Below are 23,503 nucleotides of genomic sequence, written 5' to 3' on the forward strand. Positions count from 1 at the left end.
ACCATCTCGAAGCCCGGCGGCGGCTGTGGAACGCCGAGGTTGGTGGGAATGAGCTCGAAGCCCGGCGGTGGTTTCGGGATCATTTGACGGGCCTCCACTGCTGACCATCAAATTCGACCACCTCGCCCGTCTGCGGGTGTTGCGCGCGCGGACGCCCGCTGCCGCCCAGTTGTCGTTCCGGGAAGTTGATCGGCGGAAGATCGATATTGAAGTTTGCCTTCACGCGCTGCCGGACGCCTTCGAGCGCGCGGTGATACTCCCCTTCGTCATTGGCTTGCGCGAGATTGCCTACCACGGCGACGAGGCGCTCCTGGTCCTTGTCAGTCCACGGTCCCTCACCCGGCGCCCGGATCAGCGGCTTAATGGCGGCGGCCAGCGCTTCGGTGTCGCCGGCGATCCTGTTCCGCACCTCGCTCGTGTGCCGGTCGCGGCCAGTGTTGATGAGCGAGCCCCAGCCCCGCAGCAGACTCCCAACATAGGAATTCGGGTCGCCCTGATACGTGCCCGTCGCGGCTTCAAAGGTCCACGGGCTGAACTCGCTTGAAACGCGCGCGAGCTGGTCGAGGCCGCCGGAGATGTTCTGCCCGAGATTGTCGACCTTCTCTCCCTCGCGGGCCTTGGCCTGCTTCTCCAACTCAAGCTTTTCGATCTCGAGATTACTCTTGCGAAGCTGCGCCTGTTGAATCGGGCTGAGCGGTGCGTTCGCCTTGCGCCGCTCTTGCATGAAGGCGTTCAACATTGCCACGCCCTGCGCGCGCGTTTGCGGATTGCGGATCAACGTTTCGAGGTACTGCCGCGTGGCGGGATCCACCTGAAGGCCAGCAGTCCGCTGAGCCTGAGCGGGAGCCGGCGCGGGCATCTGAGGCCGCCCCATCGGCTGGGGATGCGGTCCCATCATTTGAGGCTGAGGACCGGCCTCCTGGCCGGCGAGCGCTGCCGTTACCGGATCAAGGGCGTGCCGCTCAGGTTGGGGAGAAACGCCACCGGTCTGCATTGGCAAGCCGCCGCCACCCATGGGTTGGACCGGTTGAAAGCCATGACCAGCCGGCTCCGCAGCGATGATTGCATTGCGCCCGCCCGGCGCGCCCTCGAAAACACCAGCCTCTCCCGTCGGGCTGACGGGCGTCGGCGGTCGCACCATATCGGGATCGTGCACGTCGGCGGACGGGCCAGATTCTTGCCCTGTCAACGCTGCCGCCACGGGGTCGAGGGTCTGGCTCTGTTGCGGCTGCGGTCCGAGAACGCCGAGAAGGGCGTTGACGGTTTGCTGATCCATATCCGAGCGTTGCCGCCGCGCCGCTTCATCACGCTGCTCGGCTTGGTGCAAAGCGTAGCCGCCCATGGCCCCCTGAAGCGCACGTGCGACGGCCTGCGTCCAGTGGCCTACCGGCGCCGTGCTCGTGCCTTGGCCAATCAGCGCTTCTGCAATCCGCGAGCGCCGTTTGCCCGCTTCCGTTGGCTCATCGAAATTGTAGTACGATCCTGAATTAGCAGCTGTGGCCATCATATCCCCCTAGAAGCCTTGTTGCGTCTCTCACGCTCCTGACGCGCACGTAGTGAAGCCCTCAGGATGCAATCCAGGCACTTGCTCACTTTTCCACCTGCGATGAACCGCGAGATTGGGCGCTTCAGACCGCATGTAGTGCAGCGTATCGTGGTCGATTGCTTGCCAGGCACGATCATGAGGGGATCTCCGCAAAGTCGGCAGCGGTCATCCCAGGCGGCGGGGTCCAGGCGGCGGCGCGCGCCGTATCCTCCTCTACCCCCTTACCTAGAACCTTCCCTTGGTAGACAAGCCTCTGGCCTCTGGTTTCTAGCCTCTGGAATCTGGTCTCTAAGTCGCGCGTAGAATTCATTGGGCTTTTTGGAACTTTCGACGTGAATTCGTGCCGAATTGCGCTCGAATTCGCTTCCAAATCGCTCTCAATTCGCTGCGAACTGCCCGTCTCAATATCCGGCTCTGCGTCGTCTTCAACAGCTGCTGGCGAGCAGTAACCACCACCCGTTTTGATCAGGAGTCTCGCTTCGATGAGTTGCGGTATGAGCTTGCGGATTGTGCGAGGATTTCCGCCAAGGAGCATGGCGAGCTTTTTATCATCTGTGGGGAGGGCGCCTTGCGCTTCCCACATCGCGTTCAAACACTCGTTATAGAAACCGCGAAGCTCGAAGCTCATCTGACACGTGTCGGCGCGCCAATCGCGCGTATAGACTTTTCGCCAGGGCAGCTTTCCGTTTTGCGCGCGCGATCTTGCACTCGTCATCTCTCGCTGGTACATAGTCCTTACTCCAACTGATATTCGATGCTGCTTCGCCGACACGTTTCCCTGCCAGGGCGTGTCGGCTTTGTTTTTGTTGAATCCACTGATCAACGAACAGCGGGTATTGGCCGGATTTACGCCAAGACTGCGCTTTCACGCTCTTGCGGAACGTGAGCGGCAATCGGCGCCTCTGCGAGCGAGTTTTGAACACGGATCAACTCGGACTCCCGAATGCCGATGCGGCGGGGGGAGATCTGCAGCACCTTGATCTCGCCGCGGAGGCGCATTCTTTGCAACGTGCCTGTTGCGATGCCGAGTCTGGCCGCAGCCTCGGGGATGCTAACGATGCGATCAACGACGGCGGGGGCTTCGCGAAGGGCTGATGTCATCGGGGAACCTCATTACTCGTTACGCTAACGAGCAGTAGGTTCGCTCAAAAATTCGGTGTGTGCGCGGCGGATGTCACGGTAATTTCGCTCTCTCCACCATTACCGTGAGCGGCGGTGGCCTGGCATGGCGAGCTGCCAAGCGTCATCAATAGTCTGGTAGCTCACACCAAGCTCCTTCGCCACGTTCGTGATTGCCAGCTTCACCCGACCGTTGTTCACCGTGTTGGCTTGCTCGATTCGGCGCAGCTCCTCTTCGACCGAGCATGCGCGATAAGCGCTCCGAACATCAGCATCGATATCATCGAACGGCGTTTTGGCCTTCCGACGCTGAAAGACAAGTTGGAGGTCATCTGCAATGCAATGCTGGTCGAGTTGGTTCGCCAGCATTCGCATATCTGGATCGTCGTTGTATCGCTCGCGAATGAGGTGTGCCCAATAAGTCGGGTCCGGGAGCGGTGGTGCGGGCTTCTTCGCCATTGAGCGCCTCGCAAGCGCGTCGCACGAGAGGAATGCGCGGCAACCGGGTGCGAAATCCGGCTTTCGGGGATCAGCCTAGCCGCGCACGGCGATCATACATCACGCTGACGTTCCGCAGACGATTCACGCTCGCTTTTTTCCAACGCTTCCAACGCCGCCCCCCTGATCCCTTGTCAGTGGAACCACGTTGCTGCCGCTCCGACCGTCAACAAGCGCCTTCAGGTGGTTGGCCCACAGCTCGAGCGCTTGGCGCTTCTCTGCGAGATAGGAGGCCCGATTGTAGATCCCGGCCACGCCGGCCTTCGCGCCACTGACATGGTTCACGATGGCTTCGACAACGTGCGGCTGGGCGAACCCGCGCTCCGACACGTGGGTGACGAACGACCGACGGAGATCGTGCAAAGTCCACGGAGGCATCACCTTCGCCTTGGACTTCGTCTGCTTGGCACGCTCGTCTCGAGCCTCTGAAATCCGGGCGTCGAGCTCCGCCTTGCTCTTGCTCCAGCCGCCATATCCGCCGGCTCCGTAGCCGAACACCAGATCACGGCCATCCTTCTCGAAGGCGCCGGCTGCCTCCAGGAGGTCCATGGCCGAATCCGATAGCGGCACGATATGGGCGCGTCCGTTCTTGGTGCGGTGCTCGGGCAGCTCGATCTGGCGCTTGTCGCCGTCGGCCTCCCCGCGCTCGAGGTCACCGATTTCCGCCCGGCGCTGGCCTGTCAGCATCAAAATGCGGACGATGCGGCCATAGTCGTCATCGAGGCACGCATTCCAGACTTCAACGAGTTCGGCCTCGGTCAGGACGCGGCTGCGCGCCGTCCCCTGGGCGCGGGCGCGGACATTGAGGGTCGGGTTGCTGTCCAGGTACCCACGGTCGATTGCCCAGCCGAACAGCCCAGAGAGCGCCATGCGCGCGCGGTCGGCGGCCACCTTGCCGCTGGCTTCCGCCAGCTGGTCGACGATCAGGACAACGTTCTGACGGGTGATAGCGTCGATGGGGTGACGGTGTAGCGATCTCCACGATCTCTCCAGGTAGCGCTTCACCTCGAAATGGCTCTTCAGCCGCAGATCCGCCTCTCTCGCATCGAGGTACTTGGGGACAAGATCTCCAAGCGTTGCGGTGTTCTTTGCGGCCGCGGCCTTAGCCACAGCAACCACATCCGTTCCGAGGTGCGCCTTTGCCAGGATGCCGGACGCCTCCAGACGCATGGCCTTCAGGTTGCCGCGTACGGCGCGGCCCAGCGTCTTCCGGCGCTGCTGAGCGCCGACATTGTACTTCACGAAATAGGAGGCCTTTCCGGACGCGAACTTCCGGATACCGAAGCCTGGCAGATCGTCGTCAAACACCTGCACATCGCGTGCACCGGCTGGAACCCTTAGGCGGTCGGCGTAGCCTTCCACGATCTTCGCCATAGCACCCCCGATTTGCGGAACGTGGGCGGCACGCACTTTCTGACCACCCGTGATCTCTCCTGGATAACACATCAGAGAGTATCGGGCCTGGAATTCCCGTCAATACAGGTCTTATGGCATCTTGTGATCCGTTGTGGTCTTTAGTGGATCATATGCACAGCGCTGATTTGTAATCAGGGGGTCGGGAGTTCAAGTCTCTCAGGCGGCACCACCCTCCACTCCGTCCCGGCAAGAGCGGTCACCCGTGGAGCATAACGCCTTGCTCCGCCGGCGGACGCCGTGCGTAATCGCTCCTTTTGAGAGGGCTCAATGAGCATCTTTTGGAAGCGTGTCCAGCGCGTGCTGTTCTGGGCGGCAATCGTTTTGGGATGCATGTTCGTCGTCGGGCAGGCCGTTCATTCGCTCTATCCGGACGCGTGGCTGCGCGTCGAAGCCACGGTGAAGTCGTCCTCGATCGAAAACGCGATCGTCGGCCGGAGCGGCCGCCAATGGGGCATCCTCGTCAACGCCTCCTATGAGATCGGCGGCCGCTCGTACGAGGCCGCCCTTGCGGCCCTGCGAACGCGCAACGCCGCAGACGCCGAGGCGGCGCTCGAAAAATGGCCAGCCGGCCGGACGTTCCCGCTCTACGTCGAGGCGAGCAATCCGGAAAATGTCTCCCTTTACCCCGACGGAGGGCGCAGCGGGGCAACGGCCGCCGCCGTCCTCCTTACGCCGCTACTCGTCGGCCTCGTGGCGTTCGTCCGGTTTCTCGTGCGGCGGGTCCGCGCCAGAAAGATGCTGCGGTCCGATCCAAATCCCGGGCCGACTTAAGTCCGGCAGGCGGCGATCTCGGACCGGGCGCAAACGCCCGCGATGCTGCGGTGCAGTACGTGCGCGGAGCATTGAAGGGCGCAGACCGCGTTCCTACATGGTGTGGCAACGGTCCACATCCTCCGTCGGACGTGTCGACCGCGCCGCTGAGTTCCCGTTCATCCGTCGCGGAGGCTCGCTCCGGCGACGCCCGACCGGAGACTTGCCATGGGCATCGCGCGCACCGTTCAGACCTACCTCGCAAACCGGGGCGTGAGCTACGACGCCCTCACGCATGAGCCGACCTTGCATGCGCTCGCGACGGAAGCCGAGGTCGCGCAGGTTTTCGCGGATTGCGAGCCGGGCGCCGTCTCTCCGATGACCGGTGCGTGCGGACTTTCGGGCGTTGTGGACGACAGCCTCGAAGGTTTCGATCACATCTATTTCGAAGCCGGCGACCGCCGCAGGCTGTTGCATGTCACCGGCCAGGGTTTTCACCGGCTCACGGTCGACCTGCCCCACGTTCCCATCAGCGTACCCGCTCACTGAAAGGAGAGGCAATCGCTTCGCCACTGGACCCGGCTGCCACGCCTTCGACAAAGGACCTGCACGCCGGCATGCCCAGAGGAGGCACCCTCAGAGGAGGACGTCATGGCCGTTATCGCATTGACACGGGAAATGGGTACGCGGGGCAGCGAGGTCGCGCAAGGGCTTGCCGAGCGGCTCGGCCTCACCGTCATCCACCAGGAGTTGGTGGAGAACGACGTTGCCCAGCGCACGGGCCTCGACCGCAACGACGTTCATCGCCTTCTTGAGGGCGAGGCCTCTCTCTGGGAGCGGTGGATGGTCGACAGCCGGCGCATCGTCCAAACGACAGCGCTCGAAGTGCTGGAACTCGCACTCAGGGGACATATCGTGATCCGGGGCTGGGGTGCAGCTTATCTCTTGCGCGATATTCCTCACGTTGTGTGCGTGCGCACTTGCGCGCCGATGTCCTATCGCGAACGCGTCGTCATGGAGCGGCGGGGGCTTCCCGATCTCGGCGCGGCCCGGCGCGAGATCGAACGGCACGACTTCGCTCACAACGGGACCATGGAGCAGATGTTCGGCATCGATTGGTCGGACCCCACGCTTTACTCGCTGGTTCTCAACACGGCGCGCGTGCCCGTCTCCGCGTGCGTCGACCAGATCGCCCGCATGACGGAGCTGCCCACGTTCCAGGAAACGGAACATTCGCGGGCGGCGTTGCTGGACCGGACGATCCTGGCGCGGGCGCAACAGGCGATGGACCAGCGCTTCGGCAGCCGCTCTCTTCAAAATGGCTTTGAGATCAGCGTTTTCAGTGGGAAGGTGCTTCTTACGGGCGGTTCGACCGATGAGCATATGATCGTCGAAGCCATCCGGCTGCTGCAGAGCGTGGACGGCGTGCAAGGCGTGGAGAGCAAAGTTCACCACGTTGCGTTCGTCCCTCCGGCGTGAAAGCTTCGGCATAAGGCTGGCAGCACGCTTTCGATTTTTTATTTCAGACGCAAGCGGGAGGATGGCGCGGCATGATCACGGTTCGGCATGTGCTCAATCAGAAACCTCGCCACCTCCATCACATCCACCCGGACGCCACCGTGCGCGACGCCCTCAAGACGATGGCCGAGCACAACATCGGTGCGCTCGTGGTGATGGACGATGGCCATGTCGCCGGCGTGATCACGGAGCGGGACTATGCCCGCAAGATCGTGCTGATGGGCCGCACCTCGCTCGAAACGCCGGTTCGCGAGATCATGACGCGGCGCGTGATTTTTGCGCGACCCGAACAATCGGTCGAGGAATCGCTCGCGGTAATGACAGCCCGGACCGTGCGCCACCTCCCCGTGCTGGACCAGAACACCGTCATCGGTCTCGTCTCGATCGGGGATCTGGTCAAAGCCGTGATCGCGGACAAGCAGTTCATCATCGAGCAGCTCGAAACCTACATCCAGGGCGATAACCGATAGCGGATTTGACTCTCGAAAAACCGGCCATCCGCGGCCGGCCGACGCAGGCGGTAGACATATCTCGGGCATTGCGCTTGGATCCGGCTCCACCTCCATCCGGATCCGCAATGCCTCTCTCCTCCTCTCTCAATGCCCCGACCCTTCCGCCGCCGATCCTTTCTGGCGCGGGATCGCTTCTCGAACGCTACGACGTACTCTTCTGCGACGTGTGGGGCGTCGTGCACGACGGCATTCGCGCCTATCCGCGTGCAACCGACGCGCTGATCCGTTTTCGCGAGCGGGGCGGCACCGTAATCCTTCTCACCAACGCGCCGGTGCCGCGGCCGCGCGTGGAAGCGATGCTCGAAGCGCGACACGTGCCGCCCACGACTTATGACGGCATCGTCTCATCGGGCGGGATCGCCCTCGCGCACATGGCGGAGAAAGGCTATCGCGCGGTACACTACATCGGTCCGCGCGAACGCGACGCGGCGTTCTTCGAGCGAGCGACGGCGCGCGACGTATCGCTCGATATAGCCGAGGCGGTCGTGTGCACAGGTCTCGTGGACGACGTCAACGAGACCGTGGACGACTACAGAGCGTTGCTCGAAGCGGCGCGCGCACGCGGCTTGCCGTTCGTCTGTGCAAATCCGGATCTTGTCGTGGAAGTCGCCGGCCGTCTTTATCTCTGCGCAGGCGCACTCGCGGACGTCTACGAGGGGCTTGGCGGCGACGTCTATTGGGCGGGGAAGCCTCATATGACCGCCTACGAGACCGCGACGGCGGCTGCCGCTACGCTGCGGGGCGCGGACGTCGCGCGAGAAAAAATCCTCGTCATCGGCGATGCGGTGCGGACCGATATCGCAGGCGGCGCGCGTGCGGGGCTCGATGCTCTGTTCATCGCAGGCGGAATCCACCGCGACGACACGATGATCAACGGCGAGATCGACAGCGAGAAGCTGGCGCGGCTCTTTCCTGCGGACGCGCCGCGCGCGATCGGTGCCATGGGGCACCTCGCCTGGTAGGCGATCCGGCGCTCCGACAATCGCTTACAGCTTATGCGCCATGCGGCGGCGCTTGGTTTCGAGATAGTGCTCGTTATGAGCGCCGGGACGAGTGACGAGCGGCACGCGATCCACGACCTCGATACCCGCCGCATCGAGCGCCTCGATCTTCGCCGGGTTGTTCGTCATCAGACGGATGCGCGAAAAGCCGAGATCGCGCAGGATCTCGGCTGCCAGCTCATAGTCGCGCGCATCGACGGGCGCTCCGATTTCGATGTTTGCATCCACCGTGTCGCGGCCGTGATCCTGGAGCGCGTAGGCCTTGATCTTGTTGTAGAGCCCGATGCCGCGCCCTTCGTGATAGGGCAGATAGATCAGCACGCCGTTCGGCGTCCTGGCGATGCGCTCCAAGGCGCCGTCGAGCTGGGCGCGGCAATCGCAGCGGAGCGAGTGAAAAATATCGCCGGTGACGCAACCCGAATGGACGCGCACGAGCGGGACTTCGTCAGCAAGCGCGCCTTCGCCGCGGTTGATGAGCGCCATGGCCTGCGTATGCGGGTCTTTACCTTCATAGGCTCGCGCCTCGAAGACAAACTCGGCACCATTCAGCATCACCGGCAACTGCGTGCGCGCGGCGTGCTCGACATTGAGCTCAAGCATTTTTTGGACGCCGCTTGTCGGCATCGGGATCGTCCTCGTTTTCTTCATCGGATGAGCGCGAGAGGTATTCCCCGGGCCCTCTGCGGTCGGCCGATATGTTGTAGCATGTGAGACAGGGCGCAAGGTGCGACAAAATCCGAAAAGGCAAACGGCAGCGGGCTTCCTCTCCTCATCCCCTTACCCCATGAGCCGCCCCTGCTCGATCTTGAGACAGCGGTCCATGACGACGGCGAACCCCGCCTCAGCCGCCTCGCGACCCGCCGCCTCGTTGATCACGCCGATCTGCAGCCACACGGTGCCGATGCCGAGCCGCTCCTTCTCTGCGATTGCGGCCCGCACCACTTCAAGGGCGGCTTGCGAATTGCGGAAGACGTCGACGATGTCCACTGGCTCCTCTATCGAGGCCAAATCCGCAAACACGCGCTCACCCAGGAGCGTCTGACCAGCGAAGGCGGGGTTAACGGGGATCACCCGATAACCTTCCGCCTGCAGATATCTCATCACGCCGTTGCTCGGCCGGTTCGGTTTGTCGGACGCGCCGACGAGCGCGATCGTTCGCGCGGCTCGCAGACTGTTACGGATCTCGTCGTCGCTTGGATTGACGTGAGTCATGACTGCCTCGTTACGGGAGCGTTACGCGCCCGTCTGCATCCAGCGGGAAGAACGGATTGAATGCCACCTCCCAAAGGTGACCGTCGGGGTCTTTGAAATAGCCGGACACGCCGCCCCAGAAGACGTGCTCAGCCAGCTTTACGATTGTCGCGCCCGCCGCCTCGGCGTCTGCCAGGGTTTCCGCGACCTCCTGCTCGGTGCGGACATTGTGCGCCAGGGTCACGCCCGAGAAGGATGTCCTGCCGGCGTCTTCGGTGGCCGCATCCTTCGCCAGCGCCGCGCGGCCGAAGAGCGCGAGCACCGCGCCGCCCGCGGGAAAGAACGCCACCTCATCTGTGGATGCGGACGAGGCGACGAACCCGAGCCGCTCGTAGAACGCCCTCGCTCGCGGAACGTCTTCCACGCCGAGCGTTACAAGAGAAAGGCGCGGGTCCATCCTACGCCCCTTTCCATACGGGCGGTCGTTTTTCCAGAAACGCGCAGATCCCCTCGGCGGCGTCGGCCGCCATCATGTTCTCGACCATCACGGCCGCGGCATATTCGTAAGCCTCCGAGAGCGGCATCTCGATCTGTCGGTAGAAGGCCTCCTTGCCGATGGCGACCGTGAGGCGCGACTTCCCGGCGATCGCGCGGGCCATGCCGAGCGCCTCGTCACGCACCCGCTCCGGCGCGACCACGCGATTGACGAGCCCATATCGCTCGGCCTCCTCCGCCGAGAGGCGCTCGCCCAGGAGCAGCATCTCCATGGCGCGCTTTCTCGGCACGTTGCGGGAGAGCGCCACCATCGGCGTCGAGCAGAAAAGGCCGATGTCGACGCCGGGCGTGGCGAAGGTCGCGGTATCGGCAGCAACGGCGAGGTCGCACGTCGCCACGAGTTGGCAGCCAGCCGCCGTCGCCACACCTTCGACGGCGGCAATCACCGGCTGCCGCGTGCAGACGATGGCCTGCATGAGGCGGGCGCAGGCTTCCATGGTCTCGGCGTAGAATGCGCGGCCGCCGTCCGGATCCGTGCGATGGGCGTTGAGTTCTTTCAAGTCGTGACCGGCCGAAAACGCGGGACCGCTGGCGGCGAGGACGACAGCGGCGATGTCGCGGTCGCCGCTCACTTCATCGAGCGCGCGGCCGAGTGCGCTCATCATCTCACGCGAGAGCGCATTGCGCCGAGCGGGGGCGTCGAGCACGATCAGGGCGATGCCGGGCTCGGGCCGGGAAACGCGAACCGGCCCCTCCCCCTTCGCGACAGGGGTCGGAGCCGGTTCGGTCGAAGGCAGTTCAGCGTCCACGGGCGTGGTCCTCGATCATGGCCACCCCTGCCGCCGAAGCGGTGGCGTGGCGTCAGGTATCTTCGCCGTCATCGGCCTCGTCGGGAAGCAGCGCCTCGATCTCCTTCAGGTGCTTCTTCACGACATCGACGTTAGACGGATACTGGAGCTGGGGAACGGCTGCGATCTCCTGTTCGAGATCCTTCAGGATTTCCTTTTTGTCATTGGCCGGAATCGAGGCGTCGGCCTTGATCTCTTCCAGCTCTTTCTGCATCAGCGCCTTCGGATCGGAGAACGTTCCGCTCTCCCGGTCGTAACCTTCCAGCACCAGCGTGATGTTGGCTCCAACATCCTCGAAGTTCGCGAAATCCGCAAAGCCGTGTTTCTTGGCGACGTCGTCAAGCTCTTTGCTCAGACCGTCGTCCAGCTTCTCGCCTGCATCGATCAGCTTCTTGGCCAGCGGCTCGTAGTCCTTCTGGGCCGCGATGAACGAGGCCACCAGGCTATCGCTCAGCTCGATCTGCTTGAAATCCTCTTGCGCGACGGCGCCCGCCGTCCCAGTCAACGCGACGGCCAAGCCTGTTCCCAGCGCCACAACGAGCGGCCGAAGCCGCGAGATCAACGTGCTCATGAAGCGAAACCTCCTTCGCAATTGGAAATGCGATTCGTTTATTTCCCGGCGTCTCGCCCAGACGCAGAATTCCTGGGGCAGAAGTGAGACGGATCTGGCCACAGGAACCCGTCGGCCACTTTTTTCCGAAGACCCGCAGAAGGGCCTGGAGCAAATTCGAGAACCTATTATGAGGTAGATAAATACCTTATGGGCGGTACTGGAATACCTCTACGATTATGATATTGAATTTTAACGGCTTTATTTTATTCCTTTGCCGTTGACCGCGCGCATGGGCTCGCGTACACAACTTTTTCTCTGGGGCGTGCCCCAAATTTCCATTCAGGCCGGAGCGCCATATGAAAACGTTCGTCGCCAAACCCGGCGAGGTGGATAAGAAGTGGGTTTTGATCGATGCGGAAGGCCTCGTGGTCGGCCGTCTCGCCGCCCTCATCGCCACCCGCCTCAAGGGCAAGCATAAAGCTCTTTATACGCCTCACGTCGATTGCGGCGACAACGTCGTCGTCATCAACGCCGAGAAGGCCGTCTTCACCGGCAACAAGACCGAAGACAAGGTCTACTACCGCCACACCGGCTACGCAGGCGGCATCAAGGCCACCACGCCGAAGCAGATCCTCGAAGGCCGCTTCCCGGAGCGCGTCATCGAACTCGCCGTCGAGCGCATGCTCGCGCGCGGCCCGCTGCAGCGTAAGCTGATGCGGAACCTCAAGATCTACAAGGGCACCGAGCATCCGCATGCGGCACAGACGCCGACGCCGCTCGATATTGCCGCTCTCAACCGCAAGAATGCGAGGGCCTGATACGCATGGCACAGGAAACCAGAACCCTCGACGATCTCGGCGCCCTCAAGGATGCCGCTCCGGCCGAAGCCCCGCGCCACGTGCAGAAGCTCGACCCCTACGGCCGCGCCTATGCTACCGGCAAGCGCAAGGACGCCGTCGCACGCGTCTGGATCAAGCCGGGCCGCGGCCAGATCACGATCAACAACAAGGACTACACGGCGTACTTCGCCCGTCCGGTGCTGCAGATGCTGCTTCAGCAGCCGCTCGCAGCCGCCAACCGCGCCTCGCAGTTCGACATCGTCGCGACGGTCGCCGGCGGCGGTCTTTCCGGGCAGGCAGGCGCTATCCGTCACGGCATCTCGAAGGCGCTGACCTACTACGAGCCGGAGCTTCGCGCCGTGCTCAAGAAGGGCGGCTTCCTCACCCGCGACAGCCGTACCGTCGAGCGTAAGAAGTACGGCCGGGCCAAGGCTCGCCGCAGCTTCCAGTTCTCGAAGCGCTAAGTATCGAACGCATCTCGCGTTTGCGACAGCCCGCCCAAAAGGCGGGCTGTTTCGTTTGCGGCCTGCCGTTCGCGGCCACACCTACTCCCCTCGGTATTCGCCGACCGCCCCGGCAAGGTAAAGACGGGCAACTTTGTGGCCAGCGCCCCTTGGCGCACCTTGACTACGGCTCGGCGGCTCCCCTAATGCCTCCCTGTTCAGGAGACATAGGACTTTGGCTGGGGAGCGCAGGGAAAACATATGGACTGGCTTTACGACTGGTTTGTCGAACACTCCGTCGCGCTCTTCAACATCATCCTCATCGACTTAACGCTGGCGGGCGATAACGCGATCGTCGTCGGCATGGCCGCCTCGCGCGTGGCGCCCGAATACCGGGCGCGCGTGATCTTCTGGGGCATCACCGGCGCGGTGGTGCTGCGCATTCTCTTCTCCGGCATTGCCGTGCAACTGCTGCAGATCATCGGCCTCACGCTCGCGGGCGGCCTGCTGCTGCTGTTCGTCGCCTGGAAGATGTACCGCCAGATCGTGGAGGGCGACATGCACGCCATCCACGACATCGAGGCCAACGCCGGGAACGCCCCCACCAAGGGCACCGAGGTGAGCTTCTGGAGCGCGCTCTGGACCATCATCCTGGCCGACGTCTCGATGTCGCTCGACAACGTGCTGGCCGTCGCGGGCGTCGCGCAGGGCACGAGCGAGCCAATGGCCATCCTCGTCATCGGCCTCGGCCTCGCGATCGTTCTCATGGCGGTGGCCTCGACCTACATCGCGAAACTGCTTGCGAACTATCCCTGGATCGCCTGGCTCGGCCTCATCATCATCGTGTGGGTTGCGCTCGACATGATCTACACCGATAGCCACAAGGTCTTCTGCGCGACCTACGGCGTCGGCTGCTCGGAAACGCTGTTCCAAGGCGTCGTCAAGCGGCTCGGCCTCAGCAGCTTGTTTGGATACTAGCGATGGCAGATGCCACCACGTCCGGCGCGCAAGCGCGGGTCTTCATCGACGGCGAGGCCGGTACGACCGGCCTCGAAATCCGCGAACGGCTGGCGGCCGAGCCCGCTGTGACAGTCGCGAGCATCGCCCACGACAAACGCAAGGATGCCGAGGCGCGCCAGGCCCTGATGGCGGACGTGGATCTCGTCGTGCTTTGCCTGCCGGACGAGGCGGCCGTGGAAGCGGTGGCGTTGGCGGACGGCCTCGGCAACCGTGCGCCGCGTATCGTCGATGCCTCAACGGCTCATCGCGTGGCGGACGGCTGGGCCTACGGTTTCCCGGAACTCGACGCCAACCAGAGCGAGGCGATCCGCAAGGCACGGCGCGTCGCGAACCCCGGCTGCTACCCGACGGGCGCCATCGCGCTCGTCCGCCCGCTCGTCGATGCCGGGCTTCTTCCCGCCGACCACCCGGTGACGGTCAATGCCGTCTCGGGCTATTCAGGCGGCGGGCGGCAGATGATCGAAGCCTACGAGATCGGCAAGACCGCACCCGCCTTCGAGCTTTACGGGCTGGGCCTCGCCCACAAGCACGTGCCCGAGTTGCAGCGGTACGGGCGCTTGACGCGGCGGCCGATGTTCGTGCCGTCGGTCGGCAACTTCCGCCAGGGGATGCTGGTCAGCCTGCCGGTGCACCTCAATGCGCTGCCCGGCAGCCCTTCGCCCGCCGACGTGGAGCGGGCGCTCGCGGATCATTATCGGAGCGCGGATCTCGTCCGCGTGGTGTCGAACGATGAGCGCGTGTCGCTCGGCGGACGGCTCGACGCGCTCGCCCTCAACGGCACCGACAATCTCGAAATCTTCGTGTTCCCCGATGCGGACGGACGGCAGGCGCTGCTCGTCGCCCGGCTCGACAATCTCGGCAAGGGGGCGGCCGGCGCCGCGGTTCAGAACATCCGCCTCATGCTCGGGCTTTGAGCCTCCGCACGCGTTCGGACGCCGGCCTCACGCGCTGCGGCGAACGACGTGCAGATGGCGCACGGCGATGACGAGCAGCACCGCGGCGGCGGCCTGGTGCACGATGCCGAGGCCGATCGGCACGGCCGCGAGCAGCGTCCAAATGCCGAGCGCGACCTGGGCCATCACGCCCGCCATCAACAGAACTGCCGAACGAGTTTCCGCGCCGGACCGCTCAACATTGCGAAGCGTCCGCCACAGCTCCAACGCCGCAAGCGCCGCGATGGCATAGGCGACGAGGCGATGGTTGAACTGCGCCATCACCGGGTTTTCGAACGGGTTGAGATACCAGGGCTCGATGGCCCAGAGATCGTAGGGAACGAACGCTCCGTTCATGCTCGGCCACGTGTTGTAGACGAGCCCCCCTTTTAATCCCGCGACGAACGCACCCAGCACGACCTGTGCGAACAGCACCGCCACGATCAGACCGGGCAGGCGCGACGGCGCTGCGATACGCGGAAGCACCGTCGACGTCGACGGCTTTGCGAGGTCGAGCGCCAACCAGACCACCCACGCCAGGATGACGAACGCCACCGTGAGATGCAGCGCAAGGCGATACTGGCTGACATCCACGCGGTCCACGAGGCCCGACTTCACCATGTACCAGCCGATGACGCCCTGCAGGCCGCCCAGCGCGAGCACGCCCAGGAACTTCACGCCGTAGCCGGGCTTCAACGCGCCGACGAACCAGAACGCCAACAGCGGCAAGGCAAACGCGAGGCCGATGATGCGGCCGAGGAAGCGATGGCCCCATTCCCACCAGAAGATGAACTTGAAGTCCTCCAGGCTCATGCCCTTGTTGATGAGCTGGTACTGGGGGATCTGCCGGTATTTTTCGAGCGCTTCCTGCCATTGCGCTTCCGTGAGCGGCGGGATGGTGCCGAGGATCGGCTGCCATTCGGTGATCGACAGCCCGGAATCGGTGAGGCGGGTCGCGCCGCCGACGGTGATCATGGCCAGCACGAGGCCCGCAATCACCCAAAGCCATAGCACCACGGCCTGATCCCAGCCCTGGCCCCATCCGACCGCCCCGCCGCGCTCTTTCGCCGTGCCGCTCACCGCCATGTCCCGCATATCCCTTGAGACGCCCTTTTCGGGTTCGCTGTTTTCGTGGAAAGCCGCGATACCCGGGATCACGCGAGGGATCCTCTTTTCGGCGGGCACGGCGGGCGGGGATGTGATAGGGCGAAGCCGCACGCCGATCAATGCGATGATCCGGCGCCCTTACGGAGCGGACCCGGCCTCATGACCATTCGGCAACGCAAATTCGTCGGCGCGATCGCGCTCCTGGTGTTTCTGGCCGTGTATGCGCTGGCTGCGATGATGGTGGCCGTGGTGCTCCAGGTGGGCGGGAGCAAGCTCGCCGAGATCCTGTATTACCCCATCGCCGGGCTGGCCTGGCTGCCGCCGGCTATGTGGCTGATCAAGTGGATGCAGCGCCCGGATGCGAACCCGCCGGGATCTGGGCCGCGGGCGGCCGACCCCGGAAAGGCTTCCTGACGGCGCGCCACGCGGAGGCCGCCGTATCGAAGAGCTGAAACGGCAAACCCGTCATCATGATTTCGACGTATCGCGCGTCCTGGAAGCCGCCGTTGAGCGAGACGCGCGGAAGGCCCGTCATCGGGTAGGCCTCACGCAGCACGTCCTTGTGCGTGGTGACAGCCGTTTCGAGCCCTAGCTCCTCGGCGAGGGCAAAATCGCGCGGCCCGCAGCTTGCCGGATCGCCGTACGGGAAGCTGAAGTGACGGCAGGGGCGGTTCAGCTCCTTCTCGATGCGGGCGACGCTCGATGCGATTTCTTTCCTCGCCTCGTCCTCGGAAAGTTTTCCGACGGCGTAGTGCGAGCAGGTGTGCGCTCCGATCGTGACCAGCGGGTCGGCGGCCAAGTCGCGGATCTCGTCCCAATCCATAATGAGATCGCGGCAAAGCGTGGAACTGTCGTAGCCGACGGCTTCCGCGATCTTGCGGACGGTTGCCCTCAGCTCACGCTCGGGCAGATCGCGCAGCGGCCAATAGATCTCGCGGAACGCGCGCGTTTTGGCGTCAGGCGTCGAAAGATCGAACCCGCGCAGCGCGCCCGCAAACCCGATTTGGAGGCTGTCGGCCTGGCGGAGCGCTTCTTCGAGGACGTACCACCACAGGTCGCCCTTGCCGTCGGCATAGTCGGCCGGCACGTAGATCGCGAAGGGGACGTCGTGCTTCTTGAAGATCGGATACGCGTGGTCGCGGTTGTCACGATACCCGTCGTCGAGCGTGAAGGCCGCGAAGGGGCGGCTCTCGTCGTCTGCCTTAAGGCGGCGCGCGGCCTCGTCCAGCGATACGATGTCATAGCCTGCCTCGCGCACCACCCGGATGGTCGTTTCGAGGAATTCCGGTGCGATCCTCAACATGCCGTTGGGATCGAATGCCGAGGGCGGTTCCGGATGCACGCTGTGCAGCGTGAAAACGATGCCCTTGCCGCGTGTCAGCGGCGCGCACAGCGCACCGAGACGGCTCGCATGGAGAGCCGTCAAACCGGCCTGCATCATCCCGATCGTTCTACGGCTCATCGGTCGCTCAGGCTCCTTTTTTCCAGGGCCATCAGCTAAAAAGAAGTTGGTTCCGAAGGCGTTAAAATCCCCGATATTTCGAATGCGGTCGCGCCCCTCCGTCGTTCTGCGGATAGCTCCGGGTCATCCGGCCCGCGTCAGAGCCGCGCGCGGACGGCGCTGAGGCGCTTCCGTTTCCTTCGTCATCTTGAGCGTGAAGAGCGAGATGCCATCGACCTCGAAACCGAGGAACGACCCGGCAGGCGGCGGCGCTTGGCCGGCCGCGGCGTCGACCAACATGATGCCGTTGTCGAAGCGGCCCTCGATCGCCTCGAATAGCGCCCGTCCCGCATCGGTTCGCGCGACAACGATGATGTGCTCGTAAACGTCGTCGAGCGCGTCGAGCGCGAAGTTGAGGCTGTCGGCGTCCAGGCCTTCTCCGCGCGTTTCCACACTCTTGCCGGACGGAATGAGTTGCACATCGCTGTCGGCAAGCGCACGGACGACGTCCTCGAAGCCGAGCTGCCCCTCCAACAGCTCCGAAAAGCCGGGCCACGACGGCTGGCCGAGCGCTTCCGAAATACCCGACGCATCCTGGCTCCAGTCGATCAGCATCACGGTCAGGCTCTTGTCGGCCAGCGCGCGGCCAAGCGCGGAGGCTTCGGCGGCCAGTGTGAAGCTGTCGGCAGATCCGACGAGCAGCGTGCGCGCGCTCCCAGGCCCGACTGGCGCATGGCCTCAAGCCGCTCGGCCATCGCCCGGGGCGTTTCGACCGTCGCCAGCGCCATTGGCGTGCGCGCCACTTGGGCAGGCGCCGCGCGTTGCGCCACAGCGGCAGGCGCTTCCGCCACCACAGGGGCGGGCATATCCGCCGCGAGGGGGGCCGACCGCGGGGCCTGCTTTTCCGGCGTGCGTCGCGCCGGAGGCGTTTGCTGCTTGATCTGGCGGCCCCCAACGCCGGGCGGCCCGGACGAGGGGGACTCCGGCAGCCGCGGCGGCGGAGCCATGTCTCGCCGCCGGCGAATACGTGCGGTCTTGCCGCCCTGCGCCACGCCCGTGCCCGAGAGCAGCCCACGTGTCACGACCAACGCGAGACCGATCAGCACCGTTGCGACGGTGACGGGCACGGCGCTCGCTCCCTTCTTCGGGAACACGGGCGTGCTCGACGGACGCGCGGTCGACACGATCTGGGCTTCGACGGGAATGGTGCGGCTGTCGTCCGAGCGCACACGGTTCGCCTCATACTGGGCGCGCAGGCGATCCAGCTCGCCACGTTTCGACTTCGCGTCCGCTTCGAGGCTGCGGAGCTTGGCTTCCTCCGGCCCTGCACTCACGATGCGTGCCTTGATCTCGTCGATGCTCTTCCTGACGGCGTCTTCGCGCGCTGCGGTCACGCGGGCTTCCTTACCCAACCCATCGACGATCTTCGCAACCTCGGTGGCGATCTGGCGCTTGAGGCCGTCGCGATCCGCCGCGAGCTGGCGCATCCGCGGATGACCGGGGAGCAGCGTGGCCGACAGCTCCGAGATCTGCCGCTCGACGCGCACGCGGCTCTGCACGAGGTTCTGGATCAGCGGCGATTTCTGGATGTCGGCCAGAACTTCGGAGTTCCCGGTCTTCTGCATCTCGCGGGCCTGATCGGCACGCGCTTCGGCCTCGCTACGGGCCGCCTTGATCTTGGAAAGCTCGGCATTCAACTCGGCGAGTTGCTGGTCGTTGAGGCCCGTCGCCTGCTGACCGCCCTTGAAGATATTGGCTTCGCCGCGGAACCGCTCGACCTCGGCTTCCGCCGCCGCCGCTTCTTCGGCAAGGCGCGCGATCTTTGGGGCGAGCGCCTGCTGCACATCGCCGGTCTCGGTCAGGCTCTGCTGCGCCAGATGCTCACGATAGGTCTCCGCGATGCGGTTTGCGACCGCGGCTGCGAGTTCGGGATCGATCGACGTGAAGCGAACGCCGATGAAGCGGCTGTCGCGCACGGCGTAAACGTCGAGGCGCTCGAAATAGGCTTCGAGCGCCCAATCCTGATCGCTGATGCCGGGCCGTGGATTGCCTATCCCGATCCGCCTCAAAAGGGCGCTCATCGCATCCGGCGGGCCCTTGAGCGGGTTGAACTCCGGAAGCTCGGCAAGATGCATCTCGCGGACGATCCGCTCGCCGAGATCCGTCGACATCAGCGCGCGCACGTGAGTGTTGACGGCCTCACGGTCCATGCGCACGGCGACGCTGTCGTTGTTTGCGCGAGAGGGGTCGGTGAAGGGGTTGGCGGTGCTCTTCGATTCGATGGCGAGCTGCGTCTCGGAGGTGTAGCGCGGCGCGATCAGGCTCAGGGCGCCATAAGTCAGACCGCCCAGGACGAGACCGATCACGATCAGCCGCGGCAAGCTTCTCACCGCCGTCTGCCACAGCGACCGTAGGTCGATATCGTCGCTACGCTCTCGGTTGTGGGCCATGTCTTTCAGTTCCGCCATCGGCTTGCATCCCACACTGGAATAAGGGGATCAGCGTTAGAATTTCCTTAAGCTTCCCATTAAGGGGCGGATCCTTAGGTTTTCTTAACCCTGGGGCCCTACCACTGGGGGCATGTCTAGTCCGTCCGAGCGGTCGATCATGCGCATCCGCTTTACAGCCCTGTTCCGAATTCTGCCGTGTGCGGCGATGCTCGCGCTCGGTGCGTGTGCGCATAATCCGGATACCGTGATCTCCGCGGCGCTGAACAATTTCGAGCACGGCGGCCGCCCCCAATACCGCGAGTTTTCGGGCCAATATGGGGGCGAGGACGTGACGTGGGGTGCGCCGACCGTACATCCGGCCGCTTACGGCACCCCCGAGCCGAGCGGAGCCTATCTGCTCGACACCGGCGACCGGCTTCGGGTTTTCGTCTACGGACAGCCGAACCTGTCGCGCGCCTATGCCGTCGATCATGACGGCCTTATCACAGTGCCGCTTATTGGCGACGTCAAGGCACGTGGACGGACGACGCGCAACGTCGAGGAAACGATCCGCCGGCGGCTCGGCGCCGAATTCGTGCGCGATCCGCAGGTCACGGTCGACGTTCTTCAGAACCGGCCGTTCTTCATTTACGGCGAAGTCAAGGCGGCAGGCCAATATCCGTTCGTCTCCGGCATGACGGTCGAAACCGCCATTGCCATCGCGGGCGGCTATTCCGAGCGCGCAAGCACACGCAGCTACCGCATCACGCGCCGTGCGAACGGTATCGTGGACCAGATGGAGGCTCCGGGGGACTATCCTCTCCAGCCGGGCGACGTGGTCTACGTCAACGAGCGCTTCTTCTAGAGCCGTTATGGTTGTCTCTGCTTCGCAGAACGGCTCTAGATTTTTTACTTGTCGTGCTTCTTATCGGAAAACCGGTTCCCACTTTTCCGGAAGCACTCTGAGGAGCGCCCTCGATTGACGGACGCGCAGCAACCACTTCGAATTCTCCATGTCATGCGGGCCCCCGTCGGCGGGCTTTTCCGGCACGTACTCGATCTCGCGGGGGAGCAGGCGACGCGCGGCCACTTCGTCGGCCTCGTCGCCGACAGAAACGCAACCGATAGGCTGACGGCCGAGAAGCTCGCCGCCATCGCGCCGCACCTGCGGCTCGGGCTTTCGCTGATCCCCATGAGCCGGAAACCGGGGATCGGCGACTTTTCGGCGGTGCGCGCCGTACGCAAGCTCGCGCATGGGCTCGATCTCGACGTGCTTCACGGTCACGGCGCCAAGGGCGGCGCTTACGCCCGGCTTGCGCGGCCGTTTCTCCGTGGGGCGCGCGGGCGCGTGCGTGTGTTCTACACGCCGCACGGCGGGAGCCTGCATTACAAGCCCGGCACCGCGGCCGGCACCGTTTTCAGCATTCTCGAACGCATCATGGGGCGGCTGACGGACGGACTGATCTTCGAATCCGATTTCGCACGGCTTGCTTACGTCCGTCTTGCCGGCGAACATGGCGCGCCTCGCCGTGTCATTCCAAACGGCTTGCAGCCGCGCGACTTCATCGGGACCCCGCCTCTGCCCGATGCCGCGGACTTTCTATTCATCGGTGAGCTTCGTGCGCTGAAGGGCGTGGACGAATTGCTCAAGGCGCTCGCCGAGGTCATCGGCAATCGGCCCGTTCGCGCGGCAATCGTCGGCGCCGGGCCGGATGGCGACGCCTTCAAGGCGGAAGCGTCGCGGCTCGGGCTTGACAGCTATGTGACATTTCCGGGCGCGATGCCCGCCGAGGCCGCATTTCCGTTGGGGCGGGCCCTCGTCGTTCCGTCCCGCGCCGAGAGCTTTCCCTACATCGTTCTCGAAGCCGGGGCGGCCGGTAAGCCACTCATCGCAACATCCGTCGGCGGCATTCCCGAGATCGTGGTCGGCACGCAGGTGCCGCTGATCCCGCCCCGCTCCGTCCCCGACCTCGTGCGTGCAATGGAGAGCGTGCTCGACGATCCCGACGGCGCGCGCGCGCGCGCCGAGGAGCTGCGCGCCGCGGTCCAGCGCCGGTTCACAGTCGGCGCGATGACGGACGCCGTGCTCGACTTCTACAGAAGCGTGGAACGGCGCGCGTAAGGCTCAAGCCCCACGCGCTTAACGCTCACCGCCGGACGACGGCAGGCTCTTCCCCCATCCTCCCCTTCCCGCATTTACACTTCGTTAAGGATCGCAGCGTTCGGCATGCGTGGCCAACGGGGCGCGCCTCGTGTGGCATGGCCGCTGCACTCGATGTGAGCATCGGCCCCGAATAGCTGGGGTCTGTCGCATTATGAGCCACGCCATGCTGCCGAATGTCCCGACTTCGCCCACTTCCCCGCTCGTCCAGATCGTGCCGAAGGCGCCCGCGCGTTTGCAGTCGAGCGGAAAAATAGATCTTCTCTCTCCGGTGGTCGTGGTCGGTCTCGTCCGCTTCGCGGATTTTGCGATCGCCGTTCTCTCGGGTTTCGCCCTCGCCATCCTCTACGTCGGCGCCGAGGTCGTTACGGCAACGCTTCTCTACGGCACCGTGATCGTCATCGCGGCGCTCGTCGCCCTGCTCACGTTCGACCTGCTCGGCCTCTACTCCATGCGCGCGCTGGCGGCTTTTCCGATCAACCTGCCGCGTCTCATGCTGGGATGGAGCGCCTCGCTTGCCGCCGCCGGCGTGTTGATCTTCTTTCTCAAGGCCGGCCCCGAGCTCTCGCGTGTATGGCTCGCCATCTGGCTGGTCGCGGGCGGTGCGGCGTTCGCACTCGAACGCGGCGTTCTCAGCCTCGTGCTGGCCCGTCTCCGTGCCTCGGGACGCCTCGTGCGCCGGGCCGTCATCTACGGAACCGGCGCACTGACAGACGATCTTCTGCACACGCTCGAAAACGAGCAAGGATCGGAAATCCGCGTGGTCGGCGTGTTCGACGACCGCAGCGCCGCACGCGGCGTCCCTTCCACGAGCGCCGCATCGCGGCTTGGCACGCTCGACGAATTGCTCGAAACGGCGCGCGCCGCACGGGTCGATCTCGTCATCGTTTCCATTCCCTTCGCCGGCGAGCGGCGCCTGCATGACGTGGCGAGCCGGCTTTCGGTGCTGCCCGCAGACATTCGCCTGCCTGCGGGCGCGATGCAGCTCAGGCTCGCGCCGCGCCTCTATTCGCACGTCGGCTCCGTCGCCATGCTCGATCTCTACGACCGGCCGATCGCGGATTGGGGCTATGTTGTCAAATGGCTGTTCGACAAGTCCATCGGGCTCGCGGCCGTGATGACGCTCGCGCCCGTCATGTTGCTGGTCGCTGCCGCGATCAAGCTCGACTCCCGCGGGCCTGTGTTTTTCCGGCAGCGCCGCTACGGCTTCAACAACGAGCTGATCGAGGTTTTCAAGTTTCGCTCCATGCATGCGGACATGACCGACCACGATGCGGGCCGGCTCGTCACCAAAGGCGACCCTCGCGTCACGCGTGTCGGGCGCTTCATCCGCAAGACAAGCCTCGACGAGCTGCCGCAGCTCTTCAACGTTCTCAAGGGCGATCTGTCGCTCGTCGGCCCGCGCCCGCACGCCGTCTCGGCCAAGGCGCAGAACCGGCTCTATAACGAGGTCGTCTCGCGCTATTACGCGCGCCACAAGGTGAAACCCGGCATCACCGGCTGGGCGCAGATCCGCGGCTGGCGAGGCGAAACGGACACCGAGGAGAAGATCGAGCAGCGCGTGGAGCACGATCTCTACTACATCGACAATTGGTCTGTGTTCTTCGATCTCTACATTCTGGCGATGACGCCGATCGCGCTGTTCAAATCCGAGAACGCGTACTGAACCGCAAGGAAAAGCCCC

27 protein-coding genes are annotated in these 23,503 nt (G+C 64.3%); 13 read left to right on the top strand and 14 right to left on the bottom strand.

Annotation, left to right across the window (positions count from 1 at the left end; genetic code table 11):
- Positions 1-79: 79 nt before the first annotated feature.
- From W911_RS14245 to W911_RS14265, 5 genes are all read right to left on the bottom strand, one after another.
- A complete protein-coding gene (locus tag W911_RS14245) occupies positions 80-1,507 on the bottom strand; it encodes a hypothetical protein (protein WP_023788244.1) in 1,428 nt (475 codons plus the stop codon).
- Positions 1,508-1,679: 172 nt separating this feature from the next.
- Positions 1,680-2,276 carry a DUF1376 domain-containing protein gene (locus W911_RS14250; protein ID WP_023788245.1) on the bottom strand — a complete coding sequence of 199 codons (597 nt, stop codon included), beginning with the start codon at positions 2,274-2,276 and terminating at the stop codon, positions 1,680-1,682.
- A gap of 116 nt (positions 2,277-2,392) precedes the next feature.
- Entirely contained in the window at positions 2,393-2,647 is a 255-nt protein-coding gene (locus W911_RS14255; RefSeq protein WP_023788246.1) for a helix-turn-helix transcriptional regulator, read from the bottom strand.
- A 99-nt stretch (positions 2,648-2,746) separates the two neighbouring features.
- Entirely contained in the window at positions 2,747-3,124 is a 378-nt protein-coding gene (locus W911_RS14260; RefSeq protein WP_023788247.1) for a hypothetical protein, read from the bottom strand.
- 123 nt (positions 3,125-3,247) lie between these two features.
- On the bottom strand, positions 3,248-4,537 hold the full coding sequence (locus W911_RS14265) for a tyrosine-type recombinase/integrase (RefSeq protein ID WP_023788248.1): 1,290 nt from the start codon (positions 4,535-4,537) through the stop codon (positions 3,248-3,250).
- A gap of 309 nt (positions 4,538-4,846) precedes the next feature.
- Between W911_RS14265 and W911_RS14275 the strand changes: the two genes are divergently transcribed.
- The 5 genes from W911_RS14275 (at position 4,847) to W911_RS14295 (ending at position 8,321) form a co-directional block, all read left to right on the top strand.
- Positions 4,847-5,350, top strand: coding sequence for a DUF3592 domain-containing protein (locus tag W911_RS14275; RefSeq protein ID WP_023788249.1), 504 nt, complete (start codon positions 4,847-4,849; stop codon positions 5,348-5,350).
- Positions 5,351-5,557: 207 nt separating this feature from the next.
- Positions 5,558-5,878 (top strand): YbaK/EbsC family protein, encoded by a 321-nt coding sequence (locus tag W911_RS14280; RefSeq protein ID WP_023788250.1) that lies wholly within the window; start codon positions 5,558-5,560, stop codon positions 5,876-5,878.
- Positions 5,879-5,980: 102 nt separating this feature from the next.
- On the top strand, positions 5,981-6,808 hold the full coding sequence (locus W911_RS14285) for a cytidylate kinase-like family protein (protein ID WP_023788251.1): 828 nt from the start codon (positions 5,981-5,983) through the stop codon (positions 6,806-6,808).
- Positions 6,809-6,879: 71 nt separating this feature from the next.
- Entirely contained in the window at positions 6,880-7,317 is a 438-nt protein-coding gene (locus tag W911_RS14290) for a CBS domain-containing protein (RefSeq protein WP_023788252.1), read from the top strand.
- 107 nt (positions 7,318-7,424) lie between these two features.
- Positions 7,425-8,321 carry a TIGR01459 family HAD-type hydrolase gene (locus W911_RS14295; protein WP_023788253.1) on the top strand — a complete coding sequence of 299 codons (897 nt, stop codon included), beginning with the start codon at positions 7,425-7,427 and terminating at the stop codon, positions 8,319-8,321.
- 24 nt (positions 8,322-8,345) lie between these two features.
- Here W911_RS14295 and ribA read toward each other — a convergent pair whose 3' ends face one another.
- The 5 genes from ribA to W911_RS14320 all read right to left on the bottom strand — a co-directional run bounded on the left by ribA (position 8,346) and on the right by W911_RS14320 (position 11,465).
- Positions 8,346-8,960: a GTP cyclohydrolase II gene (ribA, locus tag W911_RS14300; RefSeq protein WP_041318886.1), complete on the bottom strand. Its 615-nt coding sequence runs from the start codon at positions 8,958-8,960 to the stop codon at positions 8,346-8,348.
- Positions 8,961-9,137: 177 nt separating this feature from the next.
- Positions 9,138-9,572 carry a CoA-binding protein gene (locus W911_RS14305; protein WP_041316610.1) on the bottom strand — a complete coding sequence of 145 codons (435 nt, stop codon included), beginning with the start codon at positions 9,570-9,572 and terminating at the stop codon, positions 9,138-9,140.
- Positions 9,573-9,582: 10 nt separating this feature from the next.
- Entirely contained in the window at positions 9,583-10,008 is a 426-nt protein-coding gene (locus W911_RS14310; protein WP_023788254.1) for a VOC family protein, read from the bottom strand.
- A gap of 1 nt (position 10,009) precedes the next feature.
- Entirely contained in the window at positions 10,010-10,843 is an 834-nt protein-coding gene (locus W911_RS14315; protein WP_041318889.1) for an enoyl-CoA hydratase, read from the bottom strand.
- Between the two features lie 64 nt (positions 10,844-10,907).
- Positions 10,908-11,465, bottom strand: a complete 558-nt coding sequence (locus tag W911_RS14320; protein ID WP_023788256.1) for a hypothetical protein — start codon at positions 11,463-11,465, stop codon at positions 10,908-10,910.
- 338 nt (positions 11,466-11,803) lie between these two features.
- Between W911_RS14320 and rplM the strand changes: the two genes are divergently transcribed.
- The 4 genes from rplM (at position 11,804) to argC (ending at position 14,663) form a co-directional block, all read left to right on the top strand.
- Positions 11,804-12,265 carry a 50S ribosomal protein L13 gene (rplM, locus tag W911_RS14325; RefSeq protein WP_023788257.1) on the top strand — a complete coding sequence of 154 codons (462 nt, stop codon included), beginning with the start codon at positions 11,804-11,806 and terminating at the stop codon, positions 12,263-12,265.
- 5 nt (positions 12,266-12,270) lie between these two features.
- Positions 12,271-12,750, top strand: coding sequence for a 30S ribosomal protein S9 (gene rpsI, locus W911_RS14330; RefSeq protein WP_023788258.1), 480 nt, complete (start codon positions 12,271-12,273; stop codon positions 12,748-12,750).
- Positions 12,751-12,990: 240 nt separating this feature from the next.
- Positions 12,991-13,707, top strand: coding sequence for a YjbE family putative metal transport protein (locus tag W911_RS14335; RefSeq protein ID WP_023788259.1), 717 nt, complete (start codon positions 12,991-12,993; stop codon positions 13,705-13,707).
- Positions 13,708-13,709: 2 nt separating this feature from the next.
- Positions 13,710-14,663 carry an N-acetyl-gamma-glutamyl-phosphate reductase gene (gene argC / locus W911_RS14340; RefSeq protein WP_023788260.1) on the top strand — a complete coding sequence of 318 codons (954 nt, stop codon included), beginning with the start codon at positions 13,710-13,712 and terminating at the stop codon, positions 14,661-14,663.
- Between the two features lie 27 nt (positions 14,664-14,690).
- Here argC and W911_RS14345 read toward each other — a convergent pair whose 3' ends face one another.
- Positions 14,691-15,839, bottom strand: a complete 1,149-nt coding sequence (locus W911_RS14345; protein WP_244438536.1) for a COX15/CtaA family protein — start codon at positions 15,837-15,839, stop codon at positions 14,691-14,693.
- Between the two features lie 108 nt (positions 15,840-15,947).
- Between W911_RS14345 and W911_RS14350 the strand changes: the two genes are divergently transcribed.
- The gene (locus W911_RS14350; protein ID WP_023788262.1) at positions 15,948-16,202 is read left to right on the top strand and encodes a DUF2842 domain-containing protein; all 255 of its coding nucleotides are present in this window, start codon (positions 15,948-15,950) and stop codon (positions 16,200-16,202) included.
- Here W911_RS14350 and W911_RS14355 read toward each other — a convergent pair.
- From W911_RS14355 to W911_RS14365, 3 genes are all read right to left on the bottom strand, one after another.
- A complete protein-coding gene (locus W911_RS14355; protein ID WP_023788263.1) occupies positions 16,126-17,250 on the bottom strand; it encodes a polysaccharide deacetylase family protein in 1,125 nt (374 codons plus the stop codon). The genes W911_RS14350 and W911_RS14355 overlap by 77 nt on opposite strands.
- Positions 17,251-17,373: 123 nt before the next feature.
- Positions 17,374-17,847: a P-loop NTPase family protein gene (locus W911_RS14360; protein WP_144083618.1), complete on the bottom strand. Its 474-nt coding sequence runs from the start codon at positions 17,845-17,847 to the stop codon at positions 17,374-17,376.
- A 2-nt stretch (positions 17,848-17,849) separates the two neighbouring features.
- Positions 17,850-19,697 (bottom strand): GumC family protein, encoded by a 1,848-nt coding sequence (locus W911_RS14365; RefSeq protein ID WP_051388565.1) that lies wholly within the window; start codon positions 19,695-19,697, stop codon positions 17,850-17,852.
- Positions 19,698-19,836: 139 nt separating this feature from the next.
- Here W911_RS14365 and W911_RS14370 point away from each other — a divergent pair, with 139 nt between their 5' ends.
- The 3 genes from W911_RS14370 (at position 19,837) to W911_RS14380 (ending at position 23,485) form a co-directional block, all read left to right on the top strand.
- The gene (locus W911_RS14370) at positions 19,837-20,523 is read left to right on the top strand and encodes a polysaccharide biosynthesis/export family protein (RefSeq protein ID WP_023788264.1); all 687 of its coding nucleotides are present in this window, start codon (positions 19,837-19,839) and stop codon (positions 20,521-20,523) included.
- A gap of 153 nt (positions 20,524-20,676) precedes the next feature.
- Positions 20,677-21,780: a glycosyltransferase gene (locus tag W911_RS14375; protein WP_041316614.1), complete on the top strand. Its 1,104-nt coding sequence runs from the start codon at positions 20,677-20,679 to the stop codon at positions 21,778-21,780.
- Positions 21,781-21,985: 205 nt separating this feature from the next.
- Positions 21,986-23,485, top strand: coding sequence for an undecaprenyl-phosphate glucose phosphotransferase (locus tag W911_RS14380; RefSeq protein WP_041318901.1), 1,500 nt, complete (start codon positions 21,986-21,988; stop codon positions 23,483-23,485).
- The last annotated feature ends 18 nt before the right edge of the window (positions 23,486-23,503 follow it).

Origin of the sequence: Hyphomicrobium nitrativorans NL23 (assembly GCF_000503895.1) — a bacterium.
Lineage (GTDB): Bacteria > Pseudomonadota > Alphaproteobacteria > Rhizobiales > Hyphomicrobiaceae > Hyphomicrobium_C > Hyphomicrobium_C nitrativorans.

Excerpts from the sequence above, each read along its gene's own strand:
- W911_RS14245 (WP_023788244.1), bottom strand. The coding sequence starts at position 1,507 with ATGATGGCCACAGCTGCTAATTCAGGATCGTACTACAATTTCGATGAG.
- ribA (WP_041318886.1), bottom strand. The coding sequence starts at position 8,960 with ATGCTTGAGCTCAATGTCGAGCACGCCGCGCGCACGCAGTTGCCGGTG.
- W911_RS14335 (WP_023788259.1), top strand. The coding sequence starts at position 12,991 with ATGGACTGGCTTTACGACTGGTTTGTCGAACACTCCGTCGCGCTCTTC.
- rpsI (WP_023788258.1), top strand. The coding sequence starts at position 12,271 with ATGGCACAGGAAACCAGAACCCTCGACGATCTCGGCGCCCTCAAGGAT.
- W911_RS14265 (WP_023788248.1), bottom strand. The coding sequence starts at position 4,537 with ATGGCGAAGATCGTGGAAGGCTACGCCGACCGCCTAAGGGTTCCAGCC.
- rplM (WP_023788257.1), top strand. The coding sequence starts at position 11,804 with ATGAAAACGTTCGTCGCCAAACCCGGCGAGGTGGATAAGAAGTGGGTT.
- W911_RS14380 (WP_041318901.1), top strand. The coding sequence starts at position 21,986 with ATGCTGCCGAATGTCCCGACTTCGCCCACTTCCCCGCTCGTCCAGATC.
- W911_RS14355 (WP_023788263.1), bottom strand. The coding sequence starts at position 17,250 with ATGAGCCGTAGAACGATCGGGATGATGCAGGCCGGTTTGACGGCTCTC.
- W911_RS14365 (WP_051388565.1), bottom strand. The coding sequence starts at position 19,697 with ATGGCGGAACTGAAAGACATGGCCCACAACCGAGAGCGTAGCGACGAT.
- argC (WP_023788260.1), top strand. The coding sequence starts at position 13,710 with ATGGCAGATGCCACCACGTCCGGCGCGCAAGCGCGGGTCTTCATCGAC.
- W911_RS14280 (WP_023788250.1), top strand. The coding sequence starts at position 5,558 with ATGGGCATCGCGCGCACCGTTCAGACCTACCTCGCAAACCGGGGCGTG.
- W911_RS14310 (WP_023788254.1), bottom strand. The coding sequence starts at position 10,008 with ATGGACCCGCGCCTTTCTCTTGTAACGCTCGGCGTGGAAGACGTTCCG.
- W911_RS14260 (WP_023788247.1), bottom strand. The coding sequence starts at position 3,124 with ATGGCGAAGAAGCCCGCACCACCGCTCCCGGACCCGACTTATTGGGCA.
- W911_RS14255 (WP_023788246.1), bottom strand. The coding sequence starts at position 2,647 with ATGACATCAGCCCTTCGCGAAGCCCCCGCCGTCGTTGATCGCATCGTT.
- W911_RS14370 (WP_023788264.1), top strand. The coding sequence starts at position 19,837 with ATGCGCATCCGCTTTACAGCCCTGTTCCGAATTCTGCCGTGTGCGGCG.
- W911_RS14285 (WP_023788251.1), top strand. The coding sequence starts at position 5,981 with ATGGCCGTTATCGCATTGACACGGGAAATGGGTACGCGGGGCAGCGAG.
- W911_RS14290 (WP_023788252.1), top strand. The coding sequence starts at position 6,880 with ATGATCACGGTTCGGCATGTGCTCAATCAGAAACCTCGCCACCTCCAT.
- W911_RS14375 (WP_041316614.1), top strand. The coding sequence starts at position 20,677 with ATGCGGGCCCCCGTCGGCGGGCTTTTCCGGCACGTACTCGATCTCGCG.
- W911_RS14350 (WP_023788262.1), top strand. The coding sequence starts at position 15,948 with ATGACCATTCGGCAACGCAAATTCGTCGGCGCGATCGCGCTCCTGGTG.
- W911_RS14275 (WP_023788249.1), top strand. The coding sequence starts at position 4,847 with ATGAGCATCTTTTGGAAGCGTGTCCAGCGCGTGCTGTTCTGGGCGGCA.
- W911_RS14305 (WP_041316610.1), bottom strand. The coding sequence starts at position 9,572 with ATGACTCACGTCAATCCAAGCGACGACGAGATCCGTAACAGTCTGCGA.
- W911_RS14295 (WP_023788253.1), top strand. The coding sequence starts at position 7,425 with ATGCCTCTCTCCTCCTCTCTCAATGCCCCGACCCTTCCGCCGCCGATC.
- W911_RS14320 (WP_023788256.1), bottom strand. The coding sequence starts at position 11,465 with ATGAGCACGTTGATCTCGCGGCTTCGGCCGCTCGTTGTGGCGCTGGGA.
- W911_RS14250 (WP_023788245.1), bottom strand. The coding sequence starts at position 2,276 with ATGTACCAGCGAGAGATGACGAGTGCAAGATCGCGCGCGCAAAACGGA.